This is a genomic window from Legionella parisiensis (assembly GCF_001467945.1).
GTDB classification, from domain to species: Bacteria; Pseudomonadota; Gammaproteobacteria; order Legionellales; family Legionellaceae; genus Legionella; species Legionella parisiensis.
Window position 1 is genome coordinate 2716761 of sequence record NZ_LNYQ01000013.1, and the last position, 23691, is coordinate 2740451.

Here is a 23691-nt window from a genome sequence, read left to right on the forward strand (position 1 = left end):
ATAAGGGGCTAGCTCGGAGTATTTTATCCCCGAGCTAATGATACTATTTTGCAGGGACTTCTTTCCACCAATTGGTTTTGGTTTCTGTTGCCCAATGCCCTTCGCGCATGCGGGCAACAAATGCCTCAGCTTTTTCAGGAGAGGATGTTTTTTGATTTAACTTAATGCACCAATCCCATTCACCTGTTGTAGACCACATTTTTTCTACGCCTTCCCATTTTGCCATTGCATTCATGTCAGACATCGGTTTGTTACTTTTTACAAAAATTACACTATTCCATGCATCCATTATTACTATCCTTATAAATGTTTAAATGAACTGCTTGAGTACTCAAGCTTATTAAGAATAAAATAATTCGAGTATTCTTTCCATGTATCCTATAATTTTTTATTATCTGTTTTTTTACAGTGATTTTACGGATGGGGTTATTAGGTATTTAGCCGGATTGATTGCAGACTCAATAGATGACAAGTGGCAAGCACTTAGGTTATAAAAGAAATAGAATAGATTTTGAACAATAAAAGCAATAAAAATCTGATTATTTTAAGAAAACAGTCATGCGTTAACAATACCATAAGTTTTATTTGATATCATATTGGTAATTTAATTTATTAGTTTTTTAAAATGCGTGATAAAAAATTTGAGATCCTTTCTTGCTCTATCGATCAAGATCAAGTGAATGTTGCTCAACAATGGGCTAATACCTTTATACATAATTCGAAGGATGATCATGCAGTTAACATGACGCAGTTGCTGCTGGCCTGTTTGGCTTGCGGTGACTTCGGAGTGCATTCTTATTTGTCCAAATCATCTGAATTACAAGCCCCATCGACCCAATTAAGCATTGTTGATTATATATCCCATGCTAGCCGCGTGATTCTTGATTACCAAGGCTTATCAGAAGCGAATAGAAAAGAATTATTAAAGTTTTTTCCTGCTCCAGGTGGGGACAATAAGATTTTTGCCCGCTCAGCGACTCATAATGTGTATCGCGGTGGAGAAGGAGATGTTGTAGAAGGGAAGGGTTTTTTGTTAGGGGTAATAGGACAATTGCCCGAAATGATCAAGTCAGCTCTGGATTTTGGGGTTAACATTGCCATGGGAGGAGATGGGCAAAAGAATTTTTATGGGAAAAAAATATCAACCAATGGCTATAGTGGTCATTTTTATTTTCACCGTAATGACCATGAGAATTTGCTCATGCTTGGACTGGAGCAATCAGCACCAGCAGCATCTCCATTAGCATTTGTTTGGGGGGCTGAAAAGTACCCTGAGGATGTGCAACAAAATCATGATCAATTTGGTCAGGGACATTCATTAACAGGTGCTTCTGATACTTATACTGCAGCAGGGTCTTTATATTTTAGCGATCCGGTTTATCAAGCAAAACTCTTATTGGAAAAAGGGGTTTTCCCTCCGGATAAATACGGGGCAATGCAAGTTAAAGTTACCGATGAAAATTGGCCGAAAATCAAAGAATTTTTAGAGTTACTGAGAGCACAGTCTGATGAAATAAATAAGGAGCAACTATTAGAGTTGTTACTCACCAAGCCGTCTACTGCAAAACCAGCTAAAGATGAGTACAAAAGTTATATCGCACTTGATTTTCAAAGTTATTTGAAACGAGTCTATCAAGTTTTTATTAGTGAAGCGGAATTGGACACAGAAAGTCAATTACGTTTCTTGGCATTACAGACTAACTTATCAGTTACGATTAAAAAATTACAACAAGGTCAAATTGAGAATTATGAGCTTTTTAAGGAACAGATTAAAGAAATGATTGGAATAAAAAATATTCCGCCAGAGTACCGAAAAGCCATTATTCGTATTCAACAATTATTTGAATTGCAAATTGAGATTGATCCTCAGCTTAATCAAACCCATCAAGAGCTCTTGCTAAGAAATCAATATGATGACTTGCAGGAAGAAAGTAAAATTATCCTGGAAAAACTCGCGGAAATTAAAAGACATTTCCGTGAGCAACCTCCTACAAAAGAGCAAATAGAACTACAGGCTTTTCTTTTGCAACTCGATATGCAAATTATGGAGCTAGAAAACCCATTTGCTTCAAAAGAGCCAGTTGATTTAGAATCAAGTTGGGTGATGTGTACTATTCCTATTTCCATTAATACGGAATCTATTGAGAAATTGAGACAAACAATAGAGCGAGCTAAAGAACTTACCAGGCAAAGCCCTTTAAAAGGCAGGGAAGGAGTTTCTTTCCCTCAAGTATTATCAGGCTGGCAAGAAAAGCTTTTACCCTTATCCCAAATCAATCTTATTGATTACACCGAATTAAACTTAAATGATTTGGCGAAGCAATTTAATGAATATATAGTTTTTTTAGCGCAGCAAGCGGAAACCCTTAATCTCTGGGAGCATGATTCTTCTCAAACAACGAATCTCCTTGTTGAATACTCTGATAAAAATTCTAAACTTTATGGTGGCTATGCTTTTGTAGCACAATATCGTGAAAGTACGATCTTAAGAAATTTATTTTCCCTGGACCAGTCAACTCTTGGTACCTTACGTTTTATGCCTTATGAAGCTCCTGCTGCACGCTACAGTGAACAATTTCCTGAGTCTTATTGGAGTAAGGTGACGGCGCTTCTTACAGCAGGCGCCGATGTGATTGCGATGCTCCGAACTTTACAAAACCTGCAAGCACTTAACTCTTCATGGGAAGATATGAGTCGTACCGCAACTTCATTGAAGGAGGCGATGGAGCGATTTGAAAAAGCACGTGAAGCGGTAGCGAAACATCCTGCTAAAATTTCAGAAGAAGCTCCTAAGGTAGTTTTTGAAAGTCCGTTTTTCTATCCCATCAGCGATGAAGCATTAAAAACAATGAATGGTGTACAACTTGCTACTATATGCCTCGAAGAGTTGAATGCAAAAACGCCTAGTATTTTGGTGAAACGCATTACGAGTAATCAAGAATTTTGGCAATGTATGAATCTGGCCTTAGAAACTGAACAAGTGGATTTCAAAAGGCGTAAAGAAAATGTGACGCAAAAAATTGCAGTTTTACATCAAATTCGTCATTTTTGGGAATTAGTTGATCAGTTTAAAGAAAGTTCTGTGCTGCAAACTAAAGAGAGATTTTTGGGGGAAATGCAGCTTTTATCGCAAGAGTGCCCTTTAATTTTTAGTGCTAACGAGGTTATTAAAGAGGCTCAAGCGGAATTCATGCAACTACAAGAATTCTTATTACTGTTGCACAATTTAGTGGAAGAGCCAGATCAGTACAGGGCACTTCAAGTATTGGAACAGGAATATCAGAAGCTTACAGAGAATGAGCGGAAGTCCTATAAACCTCAATTGATTGATGAAAAGAAGCGTGTATGCCAGTTTTATCTTGATAAAATTAATGCATCAGAAACAATGGAGGAGAAGAGGGAGAACTTTGCGCTCTTCAGTCAATTATTTGACAAGCTGCCGGTTCAGTCCAAAGAAATATTCAAGGCTGAGTATGATGTAAAACAAAAAGAAGATAGCCTGTTTGCATTGCATAGCCATTTAGCACAAGCGAGTTCTGTGGCGGCTAAGCAGCAAGTATTCGAAAATAAATCATTTTCTACTATTATAGAGAATTTTTCAGGTTTAAGTAATAAAGTGACTTCTGAGTGTGCCAAAAAAGTTCATAAACAAACAACAAGGACCAAAGCGATTTATGAAACACTTTTAGGTGATAATGCGATTAAGCTGGAGGATCAAAGTGACCGTGTAGACACACTTCTCAAGGAACTGGAAACCGTACTTGATAGCATTATTGATAGTAATCTGCAAAGCCAACTAATAGATGCCTCGCTACACGATGAAACGTTCAAACAAGCGATTCTAAAAAAAGTAGAGGCAAACTCAAAAGAAGAAGCACATACAAAATTTACCTCTGAATTGATTCAAGATTTGTTAAGTTTAAAAAAATTCCGAGATCAAAAAATTAACCTCAGCAAAGAGAAAAATTACGATAGCGACTATGATCAATCAGTAAATCAATTTTATGGCAAAGCCTTGGATATACGTTTATCAAGCGATCCATTACAAAAGCAAGTTAAAGATATACTTGACACTGCAAACACCGAATTTAGTCATCGCAATGACAGGCTTCGCTTCGTTGCTGATGTCGCTATGGTCGTTAGCGCTTTCGCTCTTGTAGGGATTTTTATAGGGCTAGGGCGTTTAGCTTTAGGCAAGACCTTATTTTTCAGTGATGCAAAAACTGATAGAGAAGAAGAATTAAAAGATAAGTGGATTGTTAAAGATTTACCAAAGGATGAGAGTGACGTTTGCATAATAACTGCTCCTGCTGCTTAAGCAAGAGCAGTCGAATACAAGATTTAAAAATAGCAATTCAGCGCAAGGGCCCCAGTCACGAATTTGGCTGCGTGGGGTCCTGTTACAGAAAACCAAACACCGCCAATAAGACCGAGATTGGAATTAAAATTATATTCGAGGGCGGGAGCCAGTGAAACTTGCTCGTTTGCCTTCCCTCCTATACCTGCAAGAGCTCCACCTGGAGTAAGTCCTGGATTACCATCAAACTGACTTCCCGGACTATGTACATATAGAGCTTCAAAAACGGGAACCCAGTGTTGCGTTAGCGTGTACTCAAATGCCAAGTCAGCAGAGTAACTATTATCAAGTTTTACTATACCTCTGGTTCCGGTGGCGCCGCCAAAAACGTTCACGTTATCTACGGTAATCTCACTAAATCTTGCACCAACCAAGCTCAAACGTGTTCGTAAGTAACGTCCATTATGAAACTGAATCAATTTTTGAAAGTTAAAACCAAGGTAGGTTTGGTAAGCGCCTAAACCCGTTTGATCGGTACCCAATCTTTGTGGATCCAGGTTTTCGAAGCGTCCGGTGGGAAAAACCTCCTGCACAACCACACGGAGATCAGGAAGCCATGAATTCTCTTTTTGCCGCAGAATTTGAACCCCTAAGGCCAAGCTATAATCGCCAATGCCATTTCCATGTTGTCTATCGTCCCAACTGACGTCATAAGGCAGAGAAGTTTGTAAATCTACAAAACTAAGCATCCCTATGCTTAAAATAGGAAGAACTTCAAAATTTCTAAAGCCTTTGGGATAGCCGCTATAAAATGCATAAGGTTCAAAATTTATATGACCTGCTGGAATTGTTTTTCCTGCTGGAGCGAGCAGAGGTCCTGTGAACCATGGACTTGCAAGCGCAGCATGAGCAAAAAATGATAATAAAAAAAGCAATCTTAGATGCATGGTGAAATGTTCTTATTATGAATGGAAAATAGAATTTAAAACTTTTTTCAGATTAATGGAATCTATTTTTACTCACTTCTTAAACTTTTTTTGCTATCAATAACTTATTCATAAAAAAAATTTTCACGGTCTGCAGTTTTAGAATACCAAGCAGTTTCCTAATCAGTCAATGTCGCTCATGATAATTCATTTATTTCAGCAGATGGCTCATTAGAGGGAGAAGCAGAACATTGAAAAGACCCGATAAAATCATGACCATGCTCGCAATCGTTCCTTCAACATGGCCTATTTTATAGGCTTGCGCAGTTCCTGCAGCATGCGCTCCAGCACCCAAAAGCGCTCCTCGAGCCAGGGGTGAATGAAACGATAAGTGCTTCAGAATGGATTCCCCAATAATAGCTCCCAATATACCGGTAATAATCACAAATATAGCTGTCAACTCAGGGATGCCTCCAATACTTTGCGATACTTCCAGGGCGAAGGGTGTGCTAATCGACCGGGATAGCAAGCTTAATCGGATATTTTCATCAAGGCCCACAAGTAGTGCTAATGACCAACTCGATAATATTGCAGTGAAGCTTCCGGCAATTACCCCAATTATAAGTATTCGCCAATGTTGGCAAATGAGTGCACGTTGTGCATAAATGGGAATTGCGAAAGCGACCGTTGTTGGTCCAATTAATTGAACTAACCATTTTGTTCCATGAGCATAATCTTGATAACTTACATGCAGCAAAAGAACAAGGCCCGCAATAATTACGGGTGTTAAAACAAGTGGCATTAACCACCAAAATGACCATCGGCTATATAATTTTTTGGTGATGAAATATAGGCCTATGGTTATGAAGGACCAGAAAAGTGCTGCTAATGATTTAAAGAGAATGGGACTTAGCACGATTAGTTCTCCGATAAGAATAATCCACAACAATCGCAGTGACAAGCATCACACATAATGTACTGAGCAAAATTACAAAGAGAATTTTAAGCCCCAAAAGACCGATCAGCTCATGATGCTCAAGTAGCGCAAGTACGGCTGGAATAAAAAAAAGTAACATATCTCTAAGGATTAGTTCTGCTCCATTTTTTATGAGATTCAGCGTTAAGCGTTTTGAAGCTAAAAGCAGCAAAACCATTCCTAGGCCAAAGAATCCACCGGAAAAAGGAAGTTTTAGAAAATGAACAATAAGTTCACTAGAAAGCCAAAATAGACACACCAAACCCACTTGGAGTATCGAATTGTGCTGTATTTTTAATGTTAAATATCTAGTCATATTGTTCATTTCCTGTTTCCGTGTATTTTACACTTTTCTATAATATGAATAAAATGAATTTATAGACTAATGATCATTCTTGAATGGAATAATTATGGAATTTAAATTACTCCGATCTTTCATTGAGGTTGTGCGCCAAGGCAGTTTTTCCAAGGCTGCGGAAACTCTTTTTGCTACTCAGTCAACAGTGAGCAAAGCGATAAAGCAGCTTGAAGATGAGCTGGGCGTTCCTCTTATTGATCGATTTAAGAAACGTAATGTACCGACTGCTGCGGGGGAAATTGTTTATCGCCGAGGCGTTAAGCTGCTTGCTGATCGAGACGATCTGATCAAAGAGCTTGCTGCAATCCGCGGGTTGAAGCAAGGGCATCTGCGTTTGGGTATTGCTCCGGTTGGGAGTAGTACTTTATTTGCCCCTCTTTTTGCTGAATATAATCAACGCTATCCAGGCATTGAGGTGGAACTTATTGAGCATGGAAGTATTAAGCTTGCAGAATGTTTACGCGCAGGTGAAATCGATTTTGCTGGAACATTATTATCTGTTGCTGAAGAGTTTGATTGTCAACTAATCCGTAGTGAACCTCTTGTGGCACTGTTGGCATCAGTTCATCCATTGGCAAACCGACACACAATTTCTTTTCTAGAACTTAAAGAGACACCGTTTATCTTGTTTAGTCGAGATTTTGCCTTATATCGCATGATACTGGATGCGGGTCATCGAGCAGGTTTCGAGCCCAAAGTAGTTGCTCAAACCAGTCAGATTGATTTTATGGTAGAACTAGTTAGCGCAGGCCTTGGCGTTGCATTTTTACCACGAATGATTGCCTATGAACGATTAAACCCTCAAGTTCGTTTTGCATTACTTGAAGGAGATGAGTTTCAGTGGGATATGGCCATGACGTGGCGCCATGATGCTTATCTTTCTGATGCTGCTAAAGCATGGTTGGCTTTAGTACGTGAAGTACATGGTGAACCTCAAAAGTCTATGCAAAATCAACTTGATGCTGGACCCAAATGACCTGAGGGATTTTCAGTTTACTACTTCCCGCGGCTTGCGGAAAGCAGGGATATAAGGATAATTAAAAACGGACGATCACTCAGGTCAAATTCAACATCTCTATTGCTTTTTATAGAGAATGCAAGCGCTCCAGTTCTGATAAAGATTGATCAAGTGTTTCCAGAATGAAATTAACGTGTTCTCGATTAATTGTCAGCGGTGGCGCTATTCGGAAAACGTTTCCAAACTGACCGCCTTTGCCAACTAACAATCCTTTTTCCTTGCACAGATCCATTAATTGAAATGCTTCATCAGACGCCGGTGTTTTTGTTTTGAGGTCTTTGACGAGTTCAATCCCTAAAAGCAAACCACGACCGCGAACATCTCCAATGATGGGGTATTTCTTTTGCAGTTGTAGGAATCCATCTTTTAACAGGTCGCCCATAATTTGCGCGTTTTCAACCAGCTGTTCTTCTTTAATAATTTCCAATGTGATCCTGGATTGGATCATTTGTAAAGGGTCGCCAGCAAAGGTATTAAAATATGTTTTGCCAGTCATTGTTTCAGCCACCTCAGTTTTCATAAGTACTGCCCCTACCGGAGCTCCATTACCTAGTCCTTTAGCCATGGTCACCATATCGGCATCGATATCTAGGGTTTTGGTAAGTAAAAGATCACCACCACCGCGGCCAGCTCCAGTTTGGACTTCATCACTAATGTATTTGCCTCCGTAATTGTGCACGATACGGGCAACCTCGCTAAAATATTCATCAGGAGGAGTAATAAAACCACCTACCCCCATCACAGGTTCCAGTATAAACGCAGCGATCTTTCCATGAGTTGAATTCTGAATGGTTGTTTCAACATTTTTTGCACATGATAAATCGCAGCTGTCTGGCTTTTGGTTAAACGGACACCGATAACAATAAGGTTCAAGGGCAGAGGTGACGCCGGTAACTGGCTGTGCCTTGAATCTCCAGATTGAATGGCCACATGAGGCAAGTGCAGCTGATGTTCCTCCATGATAAGAGTGTCGTACATTCACTACCATTGTTTCTCCAGTTGCATGGCGCGCTGCCATTATGGCCAATTCATTAGCTTCTGAACCCGAGTTAGTAAAAGATACTCTGTCCATACCATCAGGAGCTTCTTCAAGTAAACGTTCTGCCATTTCGACGGGGGCCTTGTTTAGATAAAGAAGGGTTGTGTGTTGAATTTCATCATTTTCTATCGCATCAATAAGTGCTTTTTTGATTTTGGGATGATTATGTCCTGCTGAAATGCAAACAATTCCACCTATGGCATCAAGGTAACGCTTTCCTTCAGAGTCCCATACATAAGTATCTTGTGCTTTGACAAGTTGAATTGGTTCTTTATGGTAAAAAGCAGCGGTAGGTAAAAAGTGATTTTTTCTGAAATTAATGAGCTCTTCGTTTGAGCGTTGTTGCTTTTGATTATTACTCTCATTCATGAGGGTTGTTTCCTTTTATGTTTGTAAAGACTTGAACTTGTAAATAAAAAGCTTTTGTAAACTCCCTTTACTTCAAATTTTTGTTGATTTATTTTGAGATTTACATCTTTTTCCAGTATTTTTTGCACACTATATTCCTTGGGATTCATTTCTTTATCATTCTCCTATTTTGTTATTTATTATTAAAAATTTTGTGCGCGTGCGCTAAAAATAATGAGGACATCTTAACGTGACGAGGTCAAGTTCTTCAAGAGACTTCAAGCATGGCAGCCTAGTTGCTCTTATAGAATCTGGCTGCAAGCAGCCAGACTATGTTTCTCAATTTCGCAATTAAATCTGTTATACGTGCCGATAATCCAGCAATGTGCTCATCATCAATGAATTTCTTCCTGCTCAAGTTGCTCAACTTGAAATAAAAAATAGAATAACTTAGTGAATGATAGCAAGCAGATCATTCATTTAACTTTTGAATATCCGGAAAATTGCAACGCTGGCGCAGCCCTGTCCATAGATTTATCGTGTTTATCAAAAAAAGTAAGAGTACCTGATGTTGCCATTGTTTCACGACGGCTATGTGATAAATCAGCACTGGATTTTGAGGCAGTTTGGGAACTATAAGGCACGAGAACATTCAATGCTGCCTGATTATCGTGTTTCTTTGCAATATCAAGGGCTGTTTCATCATCGGCATTAGTAAGGCTCACATTGGCTTTGGCTGCTAAAAGCAACTTGAATAACGCAGGATTTTTTTGTGTATAAGATGATTTACAGGCCAGCATTAAGGGTGTCATGCCTTTGGAATTTTGTTTATTCACATTAATATTTGCATCGCGAAGCAACAATTGTACAATACTTTCACTGCCATACCTGCAAGCCACTCCCAGCGGAGAGTCATCATGGCTACAAGGACTGTTGATATCGATTTTTGGCATATTTATTAGTTGATTCATAATACTCGACCGATTGCAGGCCGCCGCATAAAAGAATGCATTTTCTAATTCGGATTCGCTGATAACCGGTGATTGATTGTGTAATCGTAGTATTCTCCATACCGTACTTCTATCATCATTTTGAACTGCCAGAGCAAGCGCGCCATAGCCGCGACAATTGTTGATTTGGATGTTCTCTGAATCGACTGGATATAAATCATCAATCGCGCGGATTTTTTTTGCTAAGTTCCGTATTCCTGATGTTGCAATGAAAGAGCAGTGAAATACCAAGCTCCTACTCGATTCAAAGAGAGATTTATAAAGTATAGGACAGAGTTCCTCGCTGGTTAATAATTGATAAGGGAATTCTTCACTTTGTTCATATAAGTGATTGATATCCATGAATAACCATGTATTGTCCTTATGCTTTTTAAAACCAACGGTATGTTCTTCACTACTACAAACTACCACAACATGATTTTTAATCGGTAAGATAATATACAGTTGCTGTAAAAATTCTTTGACGCTTTGAGGAGACGCCAAACTTAGTGTTTTACTAAACAGGCTCTTGACGGTGTTTTGATTCCTACAGAGATTAAGTTTAATCATCTTATAAATCATATCAATATTAGACTGTTGAATCACTTGAGCATAAATCTCATGATAATCATCGGGGGATTGAGCCAGACAAATGGCTTCAAGAAAAGGTCTGATTTCATTGCGCTTTTGTTCTTTTCTGGACAAGGTCTGACTGGATCTTATTTTCTCGCTGATGACTTGTAGCGTATCGGGTAGTGTCCTTTTTTCTCGCTTAATCAGATTGAGCCGGTTATAAAATTGATATTCTAATCCAAGTGCTGTTTCTTGCGCCCAGGTTAAGGTAAAGCCATGACAAATGCCGTCTTCATGTTTGTAATTAAATTTATCAAAAAGAGTTAATAAATCTTCATGTTCTAAAGCATTCTGTTTTGATGAATCAGGGATTAAGCGATTCAATGAGATGAACTCAAGTTGGTACATTACTACAATCAGCAGCGAGACTAAAAGCAGTAAATAGACGAAGTATTCCATTTTATGAATCAGTTAATTCCTTTACCAAAATCAAATCATAATCCGCAAACGAAAGCAACTTCGGGCTTTGCATAAAGGCTTGCTCAACATTTTTTAATGTTAATGCGTACTCACATTAAAATCCTGATTTCCAGCTTGTATTTCCAAGGAATTATAATGCACATGGCAAAGTTCATGAGTTGAACAGCATAATCCTTGTAAAGCACCAACAAGTGCATAAAAAATGGTATTTTATCTCTGCAGGTAATTTTCACGCCCCCTCTATCCATGCAATCTTTACCCAAAACATGATTAAAATTTTTTTAAAATATAGACAAAAAAATGGAAAAAATGATAAGTCCTTCTACAATTAACGTATCTGAGGCCTCATGGTTAAGTAGCTTAATACGATTTATTCTGATTAAGAGCAGCTTCAAATGAGGAAAAGAGTCATGGAGGACATAAATGAGAATTTGGCAATCAGTCGTAGTTGCAACCCTCTTGTTGTTTCCCTTAAGTCATGCAAATTCATTTACGAATAAGATCACCGATTTTCCTCAACTCGTACAAGCTGTTGAGAGCGGTAGTGATGTCCGTGCAATTATTCATTTTGATGACTGTCAGGTCACAGGTCCTGAACTATCCACTCAAGTAAAAAGAAGATTAAATGGAGCCACAACTCGTTTTAATTTTACTCATTTTTTCCATGGTAAAGAGGATATTGATGATCAATTTATTGATACCGTGACTACGTCCATGAAAATTTTTATAAAGAAACCCACAGGAGAGTTCTTGACTTTCTCTGGTCGTTTAAGTGTTTTTGAAGATAACACTGCAACACTGCATGTGGATTTCGTTGATCCCGTTTTGCAGAAGAAAAAATTGGTTGTTGATTGGTTTTGCAGGATTAGCAACGGTAGCGATAATAATGGTTTAGTGTTATTCAATTTTTCTTAGCAAGGCAAGGGTCTATTCCCGTCAAGCTAAGAGTATTTAGTGTTTCATTTTACTCAATTTGCAAGTAACTCTGTCATCCGCGCGCAGGCGGGGATCCATTGTTATATTGACAATGCGCTGAACCTTGGATGGATTCCTGGCCTACTCAGGAATGACAATGTTCGCATTAACTATGCTTTACGGCCAGGAGTAGGATTCAACATTTCTAGATACTTTTCAGTACTATTAAGTGTTATTTATTATTACAAGTTGTTTAAAAATAAGATAGAATTTTCGCCTTTTTTGAATTGTTAAAAGAATACTAAAAAATGAAACCACTAAAGAAATTTTTTGCACTGGCAATATCAGGCCCGCTGGTAGGGATGTATTATTTACTGTCGAGACATTGGATTCTTAATGCTGCTGCTGGCGTTGCATTAGCCCTCAGTTTGCCTTTTGCTACGTCCATCACTTTACCTGTTCTCGGTGTAGCATTTCTTGCTGGTTTTGCACTCTCTGCTGTGGGTATTGGTATATTTCAACAAATTACTTCGTTTATTTACAATGTCAAAATAAATCAATGCGAGATGATGGCAGCTCCAATGGTTCCGGAAATTAGTTATGCTGCATATAGAGGTATTGTCCATGCAAACCAACAAATAGCCCATATTGATGAGTTTGAAAAGGATAAAGAACACTATGAAGCTTTTTATGGTCGACGAACAGCAGATGTTTTATTTTTTACCGCCGGACATTTTTCATGTATTGGGCGATGTATTCCTATGACATGGGAGATGAAAGTTGAATCAGAGGAAACTCATTGTTTTTCAATTTAATACATGCCTTTAGCAATAGAGGCGTTAAGAAATTTTTTGTTGTACCAAAATTGGCAGAAAAATACCTTGATTTTTAATCAGATAGTTGGCTTTTACCGTTATTTTTTGCCATATTAATCTGTAATACTCTATTTTTTCAGGGACATTGGCATGATATGGAGATGTTTCTTCTTTCTAATCGGATTTTTTCTATCCTATACCTCCTTAGCTGCTACATTGAATGTGGAACTAAGTGAAACAAGCCCGGCATCACCTGCAGTATTACATCAAGATGAAGCGCTCTATGTTCTTATTCGTTATAAAAGCGAGCAGCCCTTGCGTTTCCAGGCTATGGGAGCCTATCTGGGAAAAGAGCTCAAGAACAATATCCGCATGAATCCTTCCCAAGCATACCCGGCGGGAGAAGGGCAAGCTATTGCTTGGGTATCTTATTATAAAGCAACAAAAATCGATTCAGTGATAGTCACTGTATATAATGCCAACTGGCGGGTTTTAGAAACTAAATCCCTTTCGCTTTCAGTAACTTGGCAGGAAGACCGCAGCAATGTGACTCAACCAAAAGCTCCTTGGGTCAATGAGTTAAATCAACAGCAACAAGCTAGTGTGACAGCAACCCAGCAACCTCTTTCAACCAGGGATATTTTATTCATACAACTTCTTTATTGGTCTGTTCCTATCTACTGGATTTTGCAACTTATCATATTATGGAAATGGTCTGGTACATGGCGGAAAATCGCCTGTATCCCTTTATTCATAAGCATCCCTTTATTGATTTACACTCTTTTTGCCCTATTTGTAGGGTCTAATTTGTGGCCGTTAATGATGCTTTTTATTACACCAGTTATTCTGTTGATCCTGTTGGTTATTGTGGTTATAAAAAAAATGGGCTCATCATAGAAAAATCAAAAAATGCTCGGATCTTTACCCACCCCAATTCCGTGGTTTAGTCCGCGGAATTTCTAGTCGTTACATTGGCAAATAGTCTCGAAGAAAATTAGATAATTTTTTGCCCTGTTGAATGAGTCATGTCATTTTTCATTTTATGAGTTATCAAATTATTGTTATTTTTTCTGTGTGCTGTAATAAAGTCTTTATTCATATTATAGGTTCTGCACGTACTTGTATTTCTGGTCTGAATCCATCTTGTATGTTGATTAAATTTCATCACGATACTGTTATTATGAGAGCGTCAATAAATATGTGTAACTAAATCGATGCAAGGGTTTCTGCTCTCTTCTTTTCTTTCAAATGAGCATCAAGCTTTGGTGAAAATTCATTTTTTAGTGCGTATTTTTTTAACAGATACAATACAATTCCATCTATTTGTTGGTCAACCTCTTCAAACAACGGCTCTATGTTTTTATTATCCATAATAACTCCGTTCGTAGATTGCTCCGATGCATTCATCGCACCATGTAAAAAAGGCCTTAATCCTTTAATCAGGAGTTGGCAATTTTAATTTCGCTATGCTTTTTTTAACAATCGTGGTCTTACTTATAAAAACTAAGGAAAACAAGGATGCGTTGATTGGCGATTACCAAACGGAACAGCCCTTAACTCACTGCTCCCCTAATGCCTATGACAACAGAGTTTCTATCCAGTTTGGCAGTTTTCACTTTCATATACATCCCTGCTTCAAAATGACCTGGGATATTACAGGCGAATACAACATCATGCTTTGGATTTGCTTTAAACTGCCAAGTCAGTGTTTTAGTTTCACCAGGATTAATCGTGATGGTATTACCATCTGCATGAACCATACCTGGCATGGTACGCATCATTTTTTGATGTTCTTTTTGTTCTTTTTCATCGCCTATAGAAAATTCATGAACTACTTTGCCTATATTAGTCACTTCAAATCTTATGATTTCACCATCATGAACTATGGGGGTATGTAAAAAATTAAAACGCATATCATCTGAAGCAGTCACTTTAATTGTTTTGGTGGCCTTTGTAGAATTTACTGGATTTCCTATAGCACTTGATTCATGGTGAGAATGTGCAAATGATGTATTGATAAAAATTCCTGAAAAAAAGCTGGTGAAAATAATAGTTCGTGTCAAAGTGGTTATCATATATGAAATCCTATTTTATATTTTAATAGTAGAGCAAACTTAAACATGAGGTAATCGTATTGGTGATTTTAAATGATCTTATTGTTTCGTCACACCTTGTTGCTTTCGTAAAGTACAAATAAACCAAATGGCCTATGAGAGCATGTTTTTGGACATTAAGCGTAACCCCATGAGATTTAAAGAAAATTCTACAAATAGTACGCCTCAAAATCAGTTTCATTGAGCTTTGGTGGTAAAGTAAGAATTTAAAATTTTATCTTTATGCATCAAATTTATGTTTCTAAAAACTTCGATCATACACAATCAAACAGATTCATTCTGTAGAATCAATGGATCCAGTATAAATTAGATTAATCTTTATAAGCTCAGCTAACGATTTTGCCTCCATTTTTCTCATGACATTAGCACGATGAACTTCAACTGTTGATATAGATATATTAAGATCATAAGCGATCTGTTTATTTAATTTACCATCAACAACCGAATCCATGACCAGTTTTTCACGTTTGGTCAAACTATTCATTCGTTCATGAAAATTCGCCTGTGATACTGTATTATTATTATTTTTTTTAAGGCATTTTTGTGTGGTTTCTAATAAAATTTGATGATTAACAGGCTTAAGGATGAAATCTTCAGCCCCAGCCTTCATTGCTCGTATTGCCATTGAAATATCACCATAACCTGTGATCACGATTACTGGTAATTTATTTTGCGATGAATTGAGATGCTCCAATAATTCCAAGCCACTCATTATAGGCATCCGTACATCAATTATTAAACATCCCGGTTGATTATTGTAACTATCAAGAAATTTTTTAGCATTTTCATAGGTTTGAACTTGAAGATTGATTGACTCAAATAACCACCGGAATGATTGACATATATCGGGATCATCATCAACAACAAAAACAATTTTATCAGAAGACATATCCATTATCCTTGTTGGAACGCTGTAAGTTGAAAGCTCATACTCCTGGCAAATAATTCAGCTAATAAGGCACCGCTACTTCTATTAAGAAAGCTATGACAATAAGAGAGCTCTTTTTCAAAATCCTCCTCATTTATCAAAAAATTACTTTTGATTATAATTTTCACCGTTTTTTTATCCATTCTTGTTTGAATGTCTAATTGGGCCGCGTGAATCTTATTTTTTTGTATGGTGTGAATACATTGTTTCAAGATACGAAATAAAACATGTTTGATCTGAATTTCATTAATACGGAAATTAGAAAAAAGTCTCTGAAAATCTAGGATTAAGTTAATATCATGATGTTTTATTTCATAGGAATACAGTGAAACTATCTCTATAATCAAATTATGGATATCGGTAGGTTTTTCTATGAATTTTTCTTGAGCTGCATGCTCATACATCCAATCAATCTTATTTCTCAACAAATCAGTCTGTTCATTAATTTTTTGCAATGCGTTAAGTATTTGTTTCGGGCTTGAATTGTTTTTTTGTATTCTGAGTTCACAGCCCCCTAAATAAGCTTTAATTGTTGTTATCGGTTGCTTTAATTGGTGAATTATTTCCGTAATAGATTGAACTTGCGGCTCATCTTCCCTTATTGTTTTCATTTCTTCTTATGCCTAACAATTTATATACTCAGGAACATACCCCCATGTTGGGATAACACCTAATCCATTATATTTTATAGCACAGATTCCTATTAATTCCTATGATTCCTCTGGTTCACCTTAGGAGGAAACTGGGGTATGTATTATTGGTAAAAATCGGAAATAGATGATACAGGATTTATGTTTATGTCAGTGGTAGTATAAAACGAAAGTGAATCGGGTTACACTTTGAAAAGTATCATGGAACAGTTATAGGTAAGGAATGCGTTATATTGGTTTCATCATTGTTTTATTGATGAGCTTCATGAGTGATGAGGCGCTAGCAGCTGCCCCCTTTACTTTTAAAGAGGCATTAGAGATTGCCTATCGTAATAATCCTGATCTGCAAGCGGAAATGGATAAAGCACAAGCAATTCGTGGTTATTTTATCCAAAGCGGACTCTACCCCAATCCCCAACTGATGTTAACTGCTGAAAATTTTGGTGGTTCAGGCAGCTACTCTAGTTATGAGGCTGCAGAAACCACGGCGTCTATAACTCAGCCTATCCCTTTAGGGCATCGTCTTTCCTATTTGAAAAAAGCAACTTATGCAGATTATCTGGCAGCTTTGGCTCAGATTAAAGTTCAAAAAGCAGTACTTTATGTATCAGTTGGTGTGGCCTATGTTGATGCTTTGTATGCAGGCCAATGGCATCAAGTGACTAAAAAATTAATTCGCCTGAATGAAGAGATAGTTACAGCCATTGAACGAAGGGTAAAAGCTGGAGTGGGTACGGAATTGGATTTAAGATTAGCTCAAGGACGTTTAGGTGAGGCACGTATTCAAGAACAAAAAGCGATGCGCGATGCGCTTTCTCAACGAGCAAAGCTTGCTCGTTTATTAGGTGATGGATTAAGAATCGACAGGTCATTGGTGGATAAAGGATTACCCGATGTAGTATTAGATTTGTCATTACTCTTGAAAAAATTGCCTCAAAGTCCGCAATTAATGCAAATGCAACTGCAACTTCGAGCAAAGCGTGCAACGATTACTGCGGTTAAAAAATCAGTTTGGCCTGATTTAAATATTCAACTAGGCGGGCGTCATTTTTCCGATGACGGAAGCAATGCAGCTGTACTTTCTGCTTTTGCTCAAGCCCCTGTTTTTGATCGAAATCAAGGAAAGATACTGACTGCAGAGGCACAATTTACGCAAACGGCGCATGCATATCAAGGAGCACGGCTTGATGTACGACAAAATGTCTATAATGTTTTTTTACAGGCACAACAAAGCGAATACGAAGCGAATTTAGTTACTGAGTCACTTTTACCTTTAGCCCGTAAATCAATAAAACTTGCTGAAGAGGGGTACCAAATGGGGCGATACACTTACATTGAATTATCTCTTGCTTTAAATACATTATATGAAGAAGAACGGCACTATCAACAAGCCCACGCGGATTATCATAAGGCATTAATTCAGCTTACGGGACTTTTAGGACTTCGTCCCACAAAGGAGAGTAAATGAAGTTTCCACGGTCATGGTTTTTTTTTCTATTATTGTTTATTTTCTTACTGAGTTTAAGTTTGATTTTCTCGACGAGTAAGAATACGCGTGCGACTGACGATAGAGGTTTCCAAGAGACTCTGCAAAAAGGTCCCCACGGAGGCCGTTTATTTAAGAAAGGGGATCTAAGTCTTGAGCTTTTAATATTTGAGCGTGCCATGCCCCCTCATTTCCGAGCTTATTTTTATGCGAATGGTAAGATTATTGCTCCGGATAAAGCGCGTTTAACTCTTTTATTAACACGATTTAATGGCAAAAAGGAGACGGTTACTTTTATTCCTGCCAATCATTTTTTAGAAAGCAATGAAGTGATTAAAGAGCCTCATTCTTTTGATGCCACAGTTCAATTAGAGTTCTTGGGAAAGCAGATGATGTGGCATTATGCATCATACGAAGGGCGAGTTAAGATTAGCCCGACAGTCCTTAATGCTGCAAAGATACACACGGCAATAGCACGAAGTCATGAGATCAAAACGGAATTAAACGTGGTAGGAAAAATTCTTCCTAATCGCGATACATTGGCGCCTATCTATGCACGTTATCCTGGCATTATCAAATCCATGATTAAAAATCTTGGCGATGAAGTCACGAAAGGAGAAACATTAGCCACAGTAGAAAGTAATGAAAGTTTACAAAACTACACGATTACAGCACCGATTAACGGTACTATTGTGCAAAAGAATGCTACGAATGGTGAGTTGACGCAAAATACCAAACCAATTTACGAAGTAGCAAATTTAGCTAATGTATGGGCAGATTTTACTTTGTACCGTAAAAATGCCCCTCTTGTAAAGCAGGGAATGGAAGTTATCGTAACAGGAGATGAAGGAAGACCTAAGTGCTGGAGTACCATTTCTTATATATCCCCTTTGGGCATTGAAGACAGTCAGACTAACTTAGCCCGTGCTATTCTGCCTAATGAAGAACGCTCCTGGTTGCCAGGTATGTACATTAATGGAGCAATCATTATCAATAAGAAAACGGTTCCCGTCGCTGTTCCTCTTTCCGCAATCCAGAAAATGAATGAAAAAGATGTGGTTTTTGTTCAACAAGGTGATTATTTTGAGGCAACCCCAGTAATTTTAGGAGAACAGGACGAGCAATGGGCCGAGGTGACTTCGGGACTTGATGCGGGACAACGCTACGTCAGTGAAAATAGTTTTTATATCAAAGCGGAACTAGGGAAGGAAGGCGCAAGCCATGAGGATTAAGGATAAAGATGCTTGAAAACATTATACACTTTTCTTTAAAACATCGTTGGTTCGTCCTTTTATTCACACTGATTATTGCAGGGCTTGGTGTATATAATTTTCAGCGCCTCCCAATTGATGCAGTACCGGATATCACGAATGTCCAAGTACAAATTAATACCGAAGCCTCAGGTTATTCACCTTTTGAAGTGGAGCAGCGCATCACTTTTCCTGTCGAATTGGCGATGAGTGGCTTACCGAATTTAGATTACACACGTTCTTTATCACGTTATGGGTTGTCTCAGGTTACTGTAGTGTTTAAAGATGGAACGAATATTTATTTTGCACGTCAATTGATTAATGAGCGTTTACAAGAGGTTAAAGATAAACTTCCTGCAGAAGCAGAAACAACATTAGGGCCTATTTCTACAGGTCTTGGTGAGATATTCATGTACGTTGTGAAGAACAAACCTAATGCCCCTGTCACACAGCATCATAATGCTACAGAACTTCGTACCCTCCAAGATTGGATCATTAAACCGCAATTACGTAATGTGGAGGGGGTAGCAGAGGTCAATACAATTGGTGGTTATGAAAAACAATTTCATATTACTCCTGAACCGAGCAAACTGGTGCGATATAGTTTGAGTTTAAATAGTGTGGTGGAGGCTTTACAACGCAATAATGCGAATGTGGGGGCAGGATATATCGAACGCAATGGAGAGCAGAACCTCATTCGAATTCCTGGACAAGTACAAAACATAGCGGATATTGAAAATATTGTTATAGCCAGTTTTGAGGGTACTCCGGTGCGAATCAGAGATGTAGCGGATGTTGTTTTAGGTAAAGAGTTACGTACTGGAGCTGCTACTGAAAATAGCAAGGAAGTAGTTTTAGGTACTGTGTTTATGTTGATGGGGGAAAATAGTCGCACTGTATCTAAACGTGTCGCTGCTAAAATGAAGGAAATTAATAAATCTCTTCCTGAGGGGGTTGAGGCTGTTACGGTTTATAACAGAACCGCCCTCGTTAATGCCACGATTAACACCGTTAAGAACAATTTACTTGAAGGTGCTTTGCTCGTATGCGTTATTTTATTTTTATTTTTGGGAAACATCCGTGCCGCACTGATCACTGCTACGGTTATTCCTTTATCGATGCTACTGACCATCACGGGGATGGTCAGCAATCAAATCAGCGCCAATCTGATGAGTTTAGGGGCGCTTGATTTTGGTTTAATTGTCGATGGCGCGGTAATTATTGTTGAAAATTGCATGAAACATTTGGGTCAGCAGCAGCATGAATTACAGCGTATTTTAACGCATGAAGAACGTTTAAAAGTTATTACTTCTGCTACCACTGAAGTCATCAGACCCAGTATTTTTGGCGTATTCATTATTACTGTGGTTTACCTTCCGATTTTAACATTAACCGGTGTAGAAGGAAAAATGTTTTTACCTATGGCGGAAACAGTGATTATTGCCCTGATGTCCTCGATGTTATTTGCTTTAACTTTTGTGCCAGCTGCAGTGGCTATTTTTCTACGAGGCCGCATTCAAGAGAAAGATAATCGCTTGGTGCACGGTATTTCATTAGTATATGCGCGAGTTTTGCGGCATAGTTTTCATGCTCGATATGGGGTGATTGGCGCTGCGATAGTTTTGGTTCTGATTAGCCTTCTCATTGCTTTTCAATTAGGTGGTGAGTTTATTCCAAGCCTTGATGAGGGCGATATTGCTATGCATGCCATGCGTATTCCAGGTACCAGTTTAACGCAGGCGATTGCCATGCAAGATTTGGTCGAACAAAGAATCAGACAGTTTCCTGAAGTGAGCGTTGTTTTTTCCAAACTAGGTACAGCTGAAGTGGCTACTGATCCTATGCCGCCAAATGTGGCTGATACGTTTATTATGTTAAAACCACGAAAAGAATGGCCTAATCCTAAAAAAACCAAACCAGCGCTCATGCAAGAAATCGAACAGGCTGTAACAAAAATTCCAGGAAATAATTATGAATTTACCCAACCAATTCAAATGCGGTTTAATGAATTAATTTCAGGCGTACGCAGTGATGTAGCCGTAAAGGTATTTGGAGATGATATGAATACCTTAAGAGAAATTGCTGAATCAATCAGCACGCAACTTAAAGATGTGCCAGGTGCTGCTGATGTGAAGGTAGAGCAGGTGAGCGGCTTGCCTCTGCTTACCATTGAAATAAATCGAGATACTCTTGCTCGTTATGGTTTGCAAGCAGGTACAGTGCAAGATGCGATTGTTATTGCAACAGGAGGTAAGAAAGGCGGAGAGCTTTTTGAAGGAGATAAACGATTTGATTTAATTGTGCGCTTGCCAGAATCTTTGCGTTCAAGCCCTGATGTATTAAGAAATGTTTTTGTTCCCTTACCGCCGGCAAAGGATGGAGATCTCCATTTCATTCCATTGAGTGAAGTAGCTAAAACGATACGTAGTGAAAGTCCGAACCAAATTAGTCGTGAAAGTGGTAAGCGTCGTGTGGTGGTTACAGCAAATGTGAGGAATCGAGATTTAAGTTCATTTGTTAACGAAGCCAAAGAACGCATCGAGCAAAATGTTAAATTACCGAGTGGCTATTGGATTACTTGGGGAGGTCAGTTTGAACAATTGCAATCTGCATCCCAACGCTTACAAATTGTGGTACCCGTTACCTTATTAGGCATTTTTTTATTACTTTTTATGAGTCTGGGTAATATCCGTGATGCACTTTTAGTTTTTTCAGGTATTCCTCTTGCGCTAACCGGGGGCGTATTTGCTTTGTATTTGCGTGATATCCCTTTGTCTATTTCTGCAGGAGTGGGGTTTATCGCTTTATCCGGGGTGGCGGTTTTAAATGGTCTGGTTATGATTACTTTTATCAATAAATTATACGAACAGAAAAAATTCTATTTGAAAGATGCCGTGTTGAAAGGCTCATTGACAAGACTTAGGCCAGTGCTAATGACCGCACTGGTTGCTTCTTTGGGGTTTGTGCCTATGGCATTGGCAACAGGTACTGGTTCTGAGGTACAAAGACCTTTAGCAACCGTAGTCATTGGCGGAATTATTTCTTCTACTTTTTTAACGTTACTGGTTTTACCGGGTTTGTACTATATAGTTCATCAAAGACGTACAAAAAGAACACCAAATCCAACCCTGTAAATTTTTAGAGTTGATCATGAATTGTGTTTGCTCTTTTTTTCAGGTAATTTGATCTATAAAACAGATTCTTACATGGATAATATTATGGACGACATGATTGTTTTGGCGATTCGTAATTTTACATTGACCTGTTTTATTTTAGGCCTGTTGTTTTCTTTTATTGAATTGTTGATACACTCCAAACCAATAAAAATAGCTAATATCATTGAAATTATATTTTCCTGGTTTTTATTATTTAATATTGGCTTGGCCTATTTGTTTAATTTTGTAATGCATGTCTTCTTCGGTGATTTTACAGCACAATTTATTGGCTGGCCGCAAAGCCCGTTTCAAATGGAGGTTGGCTTTGCAAGCTTGGGAATTGCTGTGAATGGGGTAATCAGCTTTAAAAGTAAAATTGCTTTTCGTGCGGCAACGATTATCGTTCCTGCGATGTTCTTATGGGGAGCTGCTGGTGTCCATCTTTATCAAATGATCACGACCCATAATTTTGAACCCGGCAACGCGGGTACCATATTTTGGACTGATATTCTAATGCCTGCTATCGCGTTTCTGTTACTCTGGCTTCATTATCGAAACCAGCTTGCCCGATAGGTGAGTGACTTCAGATACACCACCTCATTCCTTGGTATTCATTTCTTTTTTCATGCGATGCTTCGTTTGACAAAGTTGACTTTTATTACCAAAATTAATAGATAACCATCGAGTTATGGAGGTGAATCATGAGCAAAGTAACTCAATTCAAGAAAGGATCTCCTTCTAAAGGATCTTCCATTCAAATTAATCGTACGCAAAATCCTTTTTTAAGTCTGCAACATGAAATAGATAGATTATTTAGAGACTTTAATGAGTTTTTACCTACATCTAAATTCAATTTGGGACAATTTGAAAGGCTGGATATTTCTCCTTCAATGGACGTTGTTGAGGACAAAGAGCATTTTTGTGTTCAGTTAGAAATGCCTGGCATGGATGAAAAAGACGTTAAAGTGTCTATAACTGACAATGTACTCACTATTAGCGGTGAAAAGTCCAGTTCAAAAAAAAATGAAGGTAAAAAATTTATTGCTCGAGAAATTAGCTATGGAAAATATGAGCGTTCCATTTCGTTACCTGCAACCGTTGATCTTGCTAAAGCAAAAGCAACCTTTAAAAAAGGAATGCTTTGGGTTGATTTACCTAAAAAAACAGAGTCCAAAGCGGGTGTGCGATCAATAAAAGTTGAACAAGCCAAATAGATCTAAATAGCCTCATAGTTAAAACTATGAGGCATTATCTCAGCGCAAATCATTCAGGCCTTTACCCAAAAAATACGCACTAAAACGTACAAAATGGTCATTCCTAAAACAGGAATAACAATAAAGGCAAGAAAGTTATAAAATCCGATTCTATTTTCTG

General features: G+C 38.2%; 20 protein-coding genes. 10 read left to right on the plus strand and 10 right to left on the minus strand.

The window, feature by feature from the left end; all coding sequences use genetic code 11:
* Positions 1–43: 43 nt before the first annotated feature.
* The gene (locus Lpar_RS18075) at positions 44–289 is read right to left on the minus strand and encodes a hypothetical protein (protein ID WP_058519151.1); all 246 of its coding nucleotides are present in this window, start codon (positions 287–289) and stop codon (positions 44–46) included.
* Positions 290–625: 336 nt separating this feature from the next.
* Between Lpar_RS18075 and Lpar_RS18080 the strand changes: the two genes are divergently transcribed.
* Positions 626–4318, plus strand: a complete 3693-nt coding sequence (locus tag Lpar_RS18080) for a LepB GTPase-activating domain-containing protein (protein ID WP_058519152.1) — start codon at positions 626–628, stop codon at positions 4316–4318.
* 23 nt (positions 4319–4341) lie between these two features.
* Here the strand turns inward: Lpar_RS18080 and Lpar_RS18085 are convergent, their stop codons facing one another.
* The 3 genes from Lpar_RS18085 to Lpar_RS18095 all read right to left on the minus strand — a co-directional run bounded on the left by Lpar_RS18085 (position 4342) and on the right by Lpar_RS18095 (position 6515).
* Positions 4342–5244, minus strand: a complete 903-nt coding sequence (locus Lpar_RS18085; protein ID WP_058519153.1) for a transporter family protein — start codon at positions 5242–5244, stop codon at positions 4342–4344.
* Between the two features lie 190 nt (positions 5245–5434).
* Complete coding sequence (locus tag Lpar_RS18090; RefSeq protein WP_058519154.1) at positions 5435–6139, minus strand: LrgB family protein; 705 nt, start codon at positions 6137–6139, stop codon at positions 5435–5437.
* The gene (locus Lpar_RS18095; RefSeq protein WP_082650420.1) at positions 6117–6515 is read right to left on the minus strand and encodes a CidA/LrgA family protein; all 399 of its coding nucleotides are present in this window, start codon (positions 6513–6515) and stop codon (positions 6117–6119) included. The genes Lpar_RS18090 and Lpar_RS18095 overlap by 23 nt, the downstream gene beginning before the upstream one ends.
* Positions 6516–6609: 94 nt before the next feature.
* Between Lpar_RS18095 and Lpar_RS18100 the strand changes: the two genes are divergently transcribed.
* Positions 6610–7533, plus strand: a complete 924-nt coding sequence (locus Lpar_RS18100) for a LysR family transcriptional regulator (RefSeq protein WP_058519156.1) — start codon at positions 6610–6612, stop codon at positions 7531–7533.
* A 109-nt stretch (positions 7534–7642) separates the two neighbouring features.
* On the opposite strand, the gene Lpar_RS18105 is transcribed toward Lpar_RS18100, so the two are convergent.
* Entirely contained in the window at positions 7643–8983 is a 1341-nt protein-coding gene (locus Lpar_RS18105; RefSeq protein ID WP_058519157.1) for an aspartate aminotransferase family protein, read from the minus strand.
* 455 nt (positions 8984–9438) lie between these two features.
* Positions 9439–10983 (minus strand): Dot/Icm T4SS effector AnkG/AnkZ/LegA7, encoded by a 1545-nt coding sequence (gene ankG / locus Lpar_RS18110; protein WP_058519158.1) that lies wholly within the window; start codon positions 10981–10983, stop codon positions 9439–9441.
* A 444-nt stretch (positions 10984–11427) separates the two neighbouring features.
* Between ankG and Lpar_RS18115 the strand changes: the two genes are divergently transcribed.
* From Lpar_RS18115 to Lpar_RS18125, 3 genes are all read left to right on the plus strand, one after another.
* Positions 11428–11919: a hypothetical protein gene (locus Lpar_RS18115; RefSeq protein WP_058519159.1), complete on the plus strand. Its 492-nt coding sequence runs from the start codon at positions 11428–11430 to the stop codon at positions 11917–11919.
* A gap of 308 nt (positions 11920–12227) precedes the next feature.
* Positions 12228–12734 (plus strand): hypothetical protein, encoded by a 507-nt coding sequence (locus tag Lpar_RS18120; RefSeq protein WP_058519160.1) that lies wholly within the window; start codon positions 12228–12230, stop codon positions 12732–12734.
* A gap of 150 nt (positions 12735–12884) precedes the next feature.
* Complete coding sequence (locus tag Lpar_RS18125; protein WP_082650421.1) at positions 12885–13631, plus strand: hypothetical protein; 747 nt, start codon at positions 12885–12887, stop codon at positions 13629–13631.
* Between the two features lie 309 nt (positions 13632–13940).
* On the opposite strand, the gene Lpar_RS19180 is transcribed toward Lpar_RS18125, so the two are convergent.
* From Lpar_RS19180 to Lpar_RS18145, 4 genes are all read right to left on the minus strand, one after another.
* Entirely contained in the window at positions 13941–14105 is a 165-nt protein-coding gene (locus Lpar_RS19180) for a hypothetical protein (RefSeq protein ID WP_165482432.1), read from the minus strand.
* 182 nt (positions 14106–14287) lie between these two features.
* Entirely contained in the window at positions 14288–14809 is a 522-nt protein-coding gene (locus tag Lpar_RS18135; protein WP_058519163.1) for a cupredoxin domain-containing protein, read from the minus strand.
* A 313-nt stretch (positions 14810–15122) separates the two neighbouring features.
* The gene (locus Lpar_RS18140) at positions 15123–15737 is read right to left on the minus strand and encodes a response regulator transcription factor (RefSeq protein WP_172465762.1); all 615 of its coding nucleotides are present in this window, start codon (positions 15735–15737) and stop codon (positions 15123–15125) included.
* A gap of 5 nt (positions 15738–15742) precedes the next feature.
* A complete protein-coding gene (locus Lpar_RS18145; protein ID WP_058519165.1) occupies positions 15743–16387 on the minus strand; it encodes a sensor histidine kinase in 645 nt (214 codons plus the stop codon).
* A gap of 304 nt (positions 16388–16691) precedes the next feature.
* Here Lpar_RS18145 and Lpar_RS18150 point away from each other — a divergent pair, with 304 nt between their 5' ends.
* The 5 genes from Lpar_RS18150 (at position 16692) to Lpar_RS18170 (ending at position 23531) form a co-directional block, all read left to right on the plus strand.
* Positions 16692–17894 (plus strand): TolC family protein, encoded by a 1203-nt coding sequence (locus Lpar_RS18150; RefSeq protein ID WP_420324269.1) that lies wholly within the window; start codon positions 16692–16694, stop codon positions 17892–17894.
* Positions 17891–19144 carry an efflux RND transporter periplasmic adaptor subunit gene (locus tag Lpar_RS18155; RefSeq protein ID WP_058519167.1) on the plus strand — a complete coding sequence of 418 codons (1254 nt, stop codon included), beginning with the start codon at positions 17891–17893 and terminating at the stop codon, positions 19142–19144. Before Lpar_RS18150 ends, Lpar_RS18155 begins: the two co-directional genes overlap by 4 nt.
* Before the next feature lie 8 nt (positions 19145–19152).
* On the plus strand, positions 19153–22296 hold the full coding sequence (locus Lpar_RS18160) for a CusA/CzcA family heavy metal efflux RND transporter (RefSeq protein WP_058519168.1): 3144 nt from the start codon (positions 19153–19155) through the stop codon (positions 22294–22296).
* An 84-nt stretch (positions 22297–22380) separates the two neighbouring features.
* The gene (locus Lpar_RS18165; protein WP_058519169.1) at positions 22381–22890 is read left to right on the plus strand and encodes a DUF6790 family protein; all 510 of its coding nucleotides are present in this window, start codon (positions 22381–22383) and stop codon (positions 22888–22890) included.
* A 128-nt stretch (positions 22891–23018) separates the two neighbouring features.
* Positions 23019–23531, plus strand: a complete 513-nt coding sequence (locus Lpar_RS18170; protein WP_058519170.1) for an Hsp20/alpha crystallin family protein — start codon at positions 23019–23021, stop codon at positions 23529–23531.
* Positions 23532–23691: the final 160 nt, after the last annotated feature.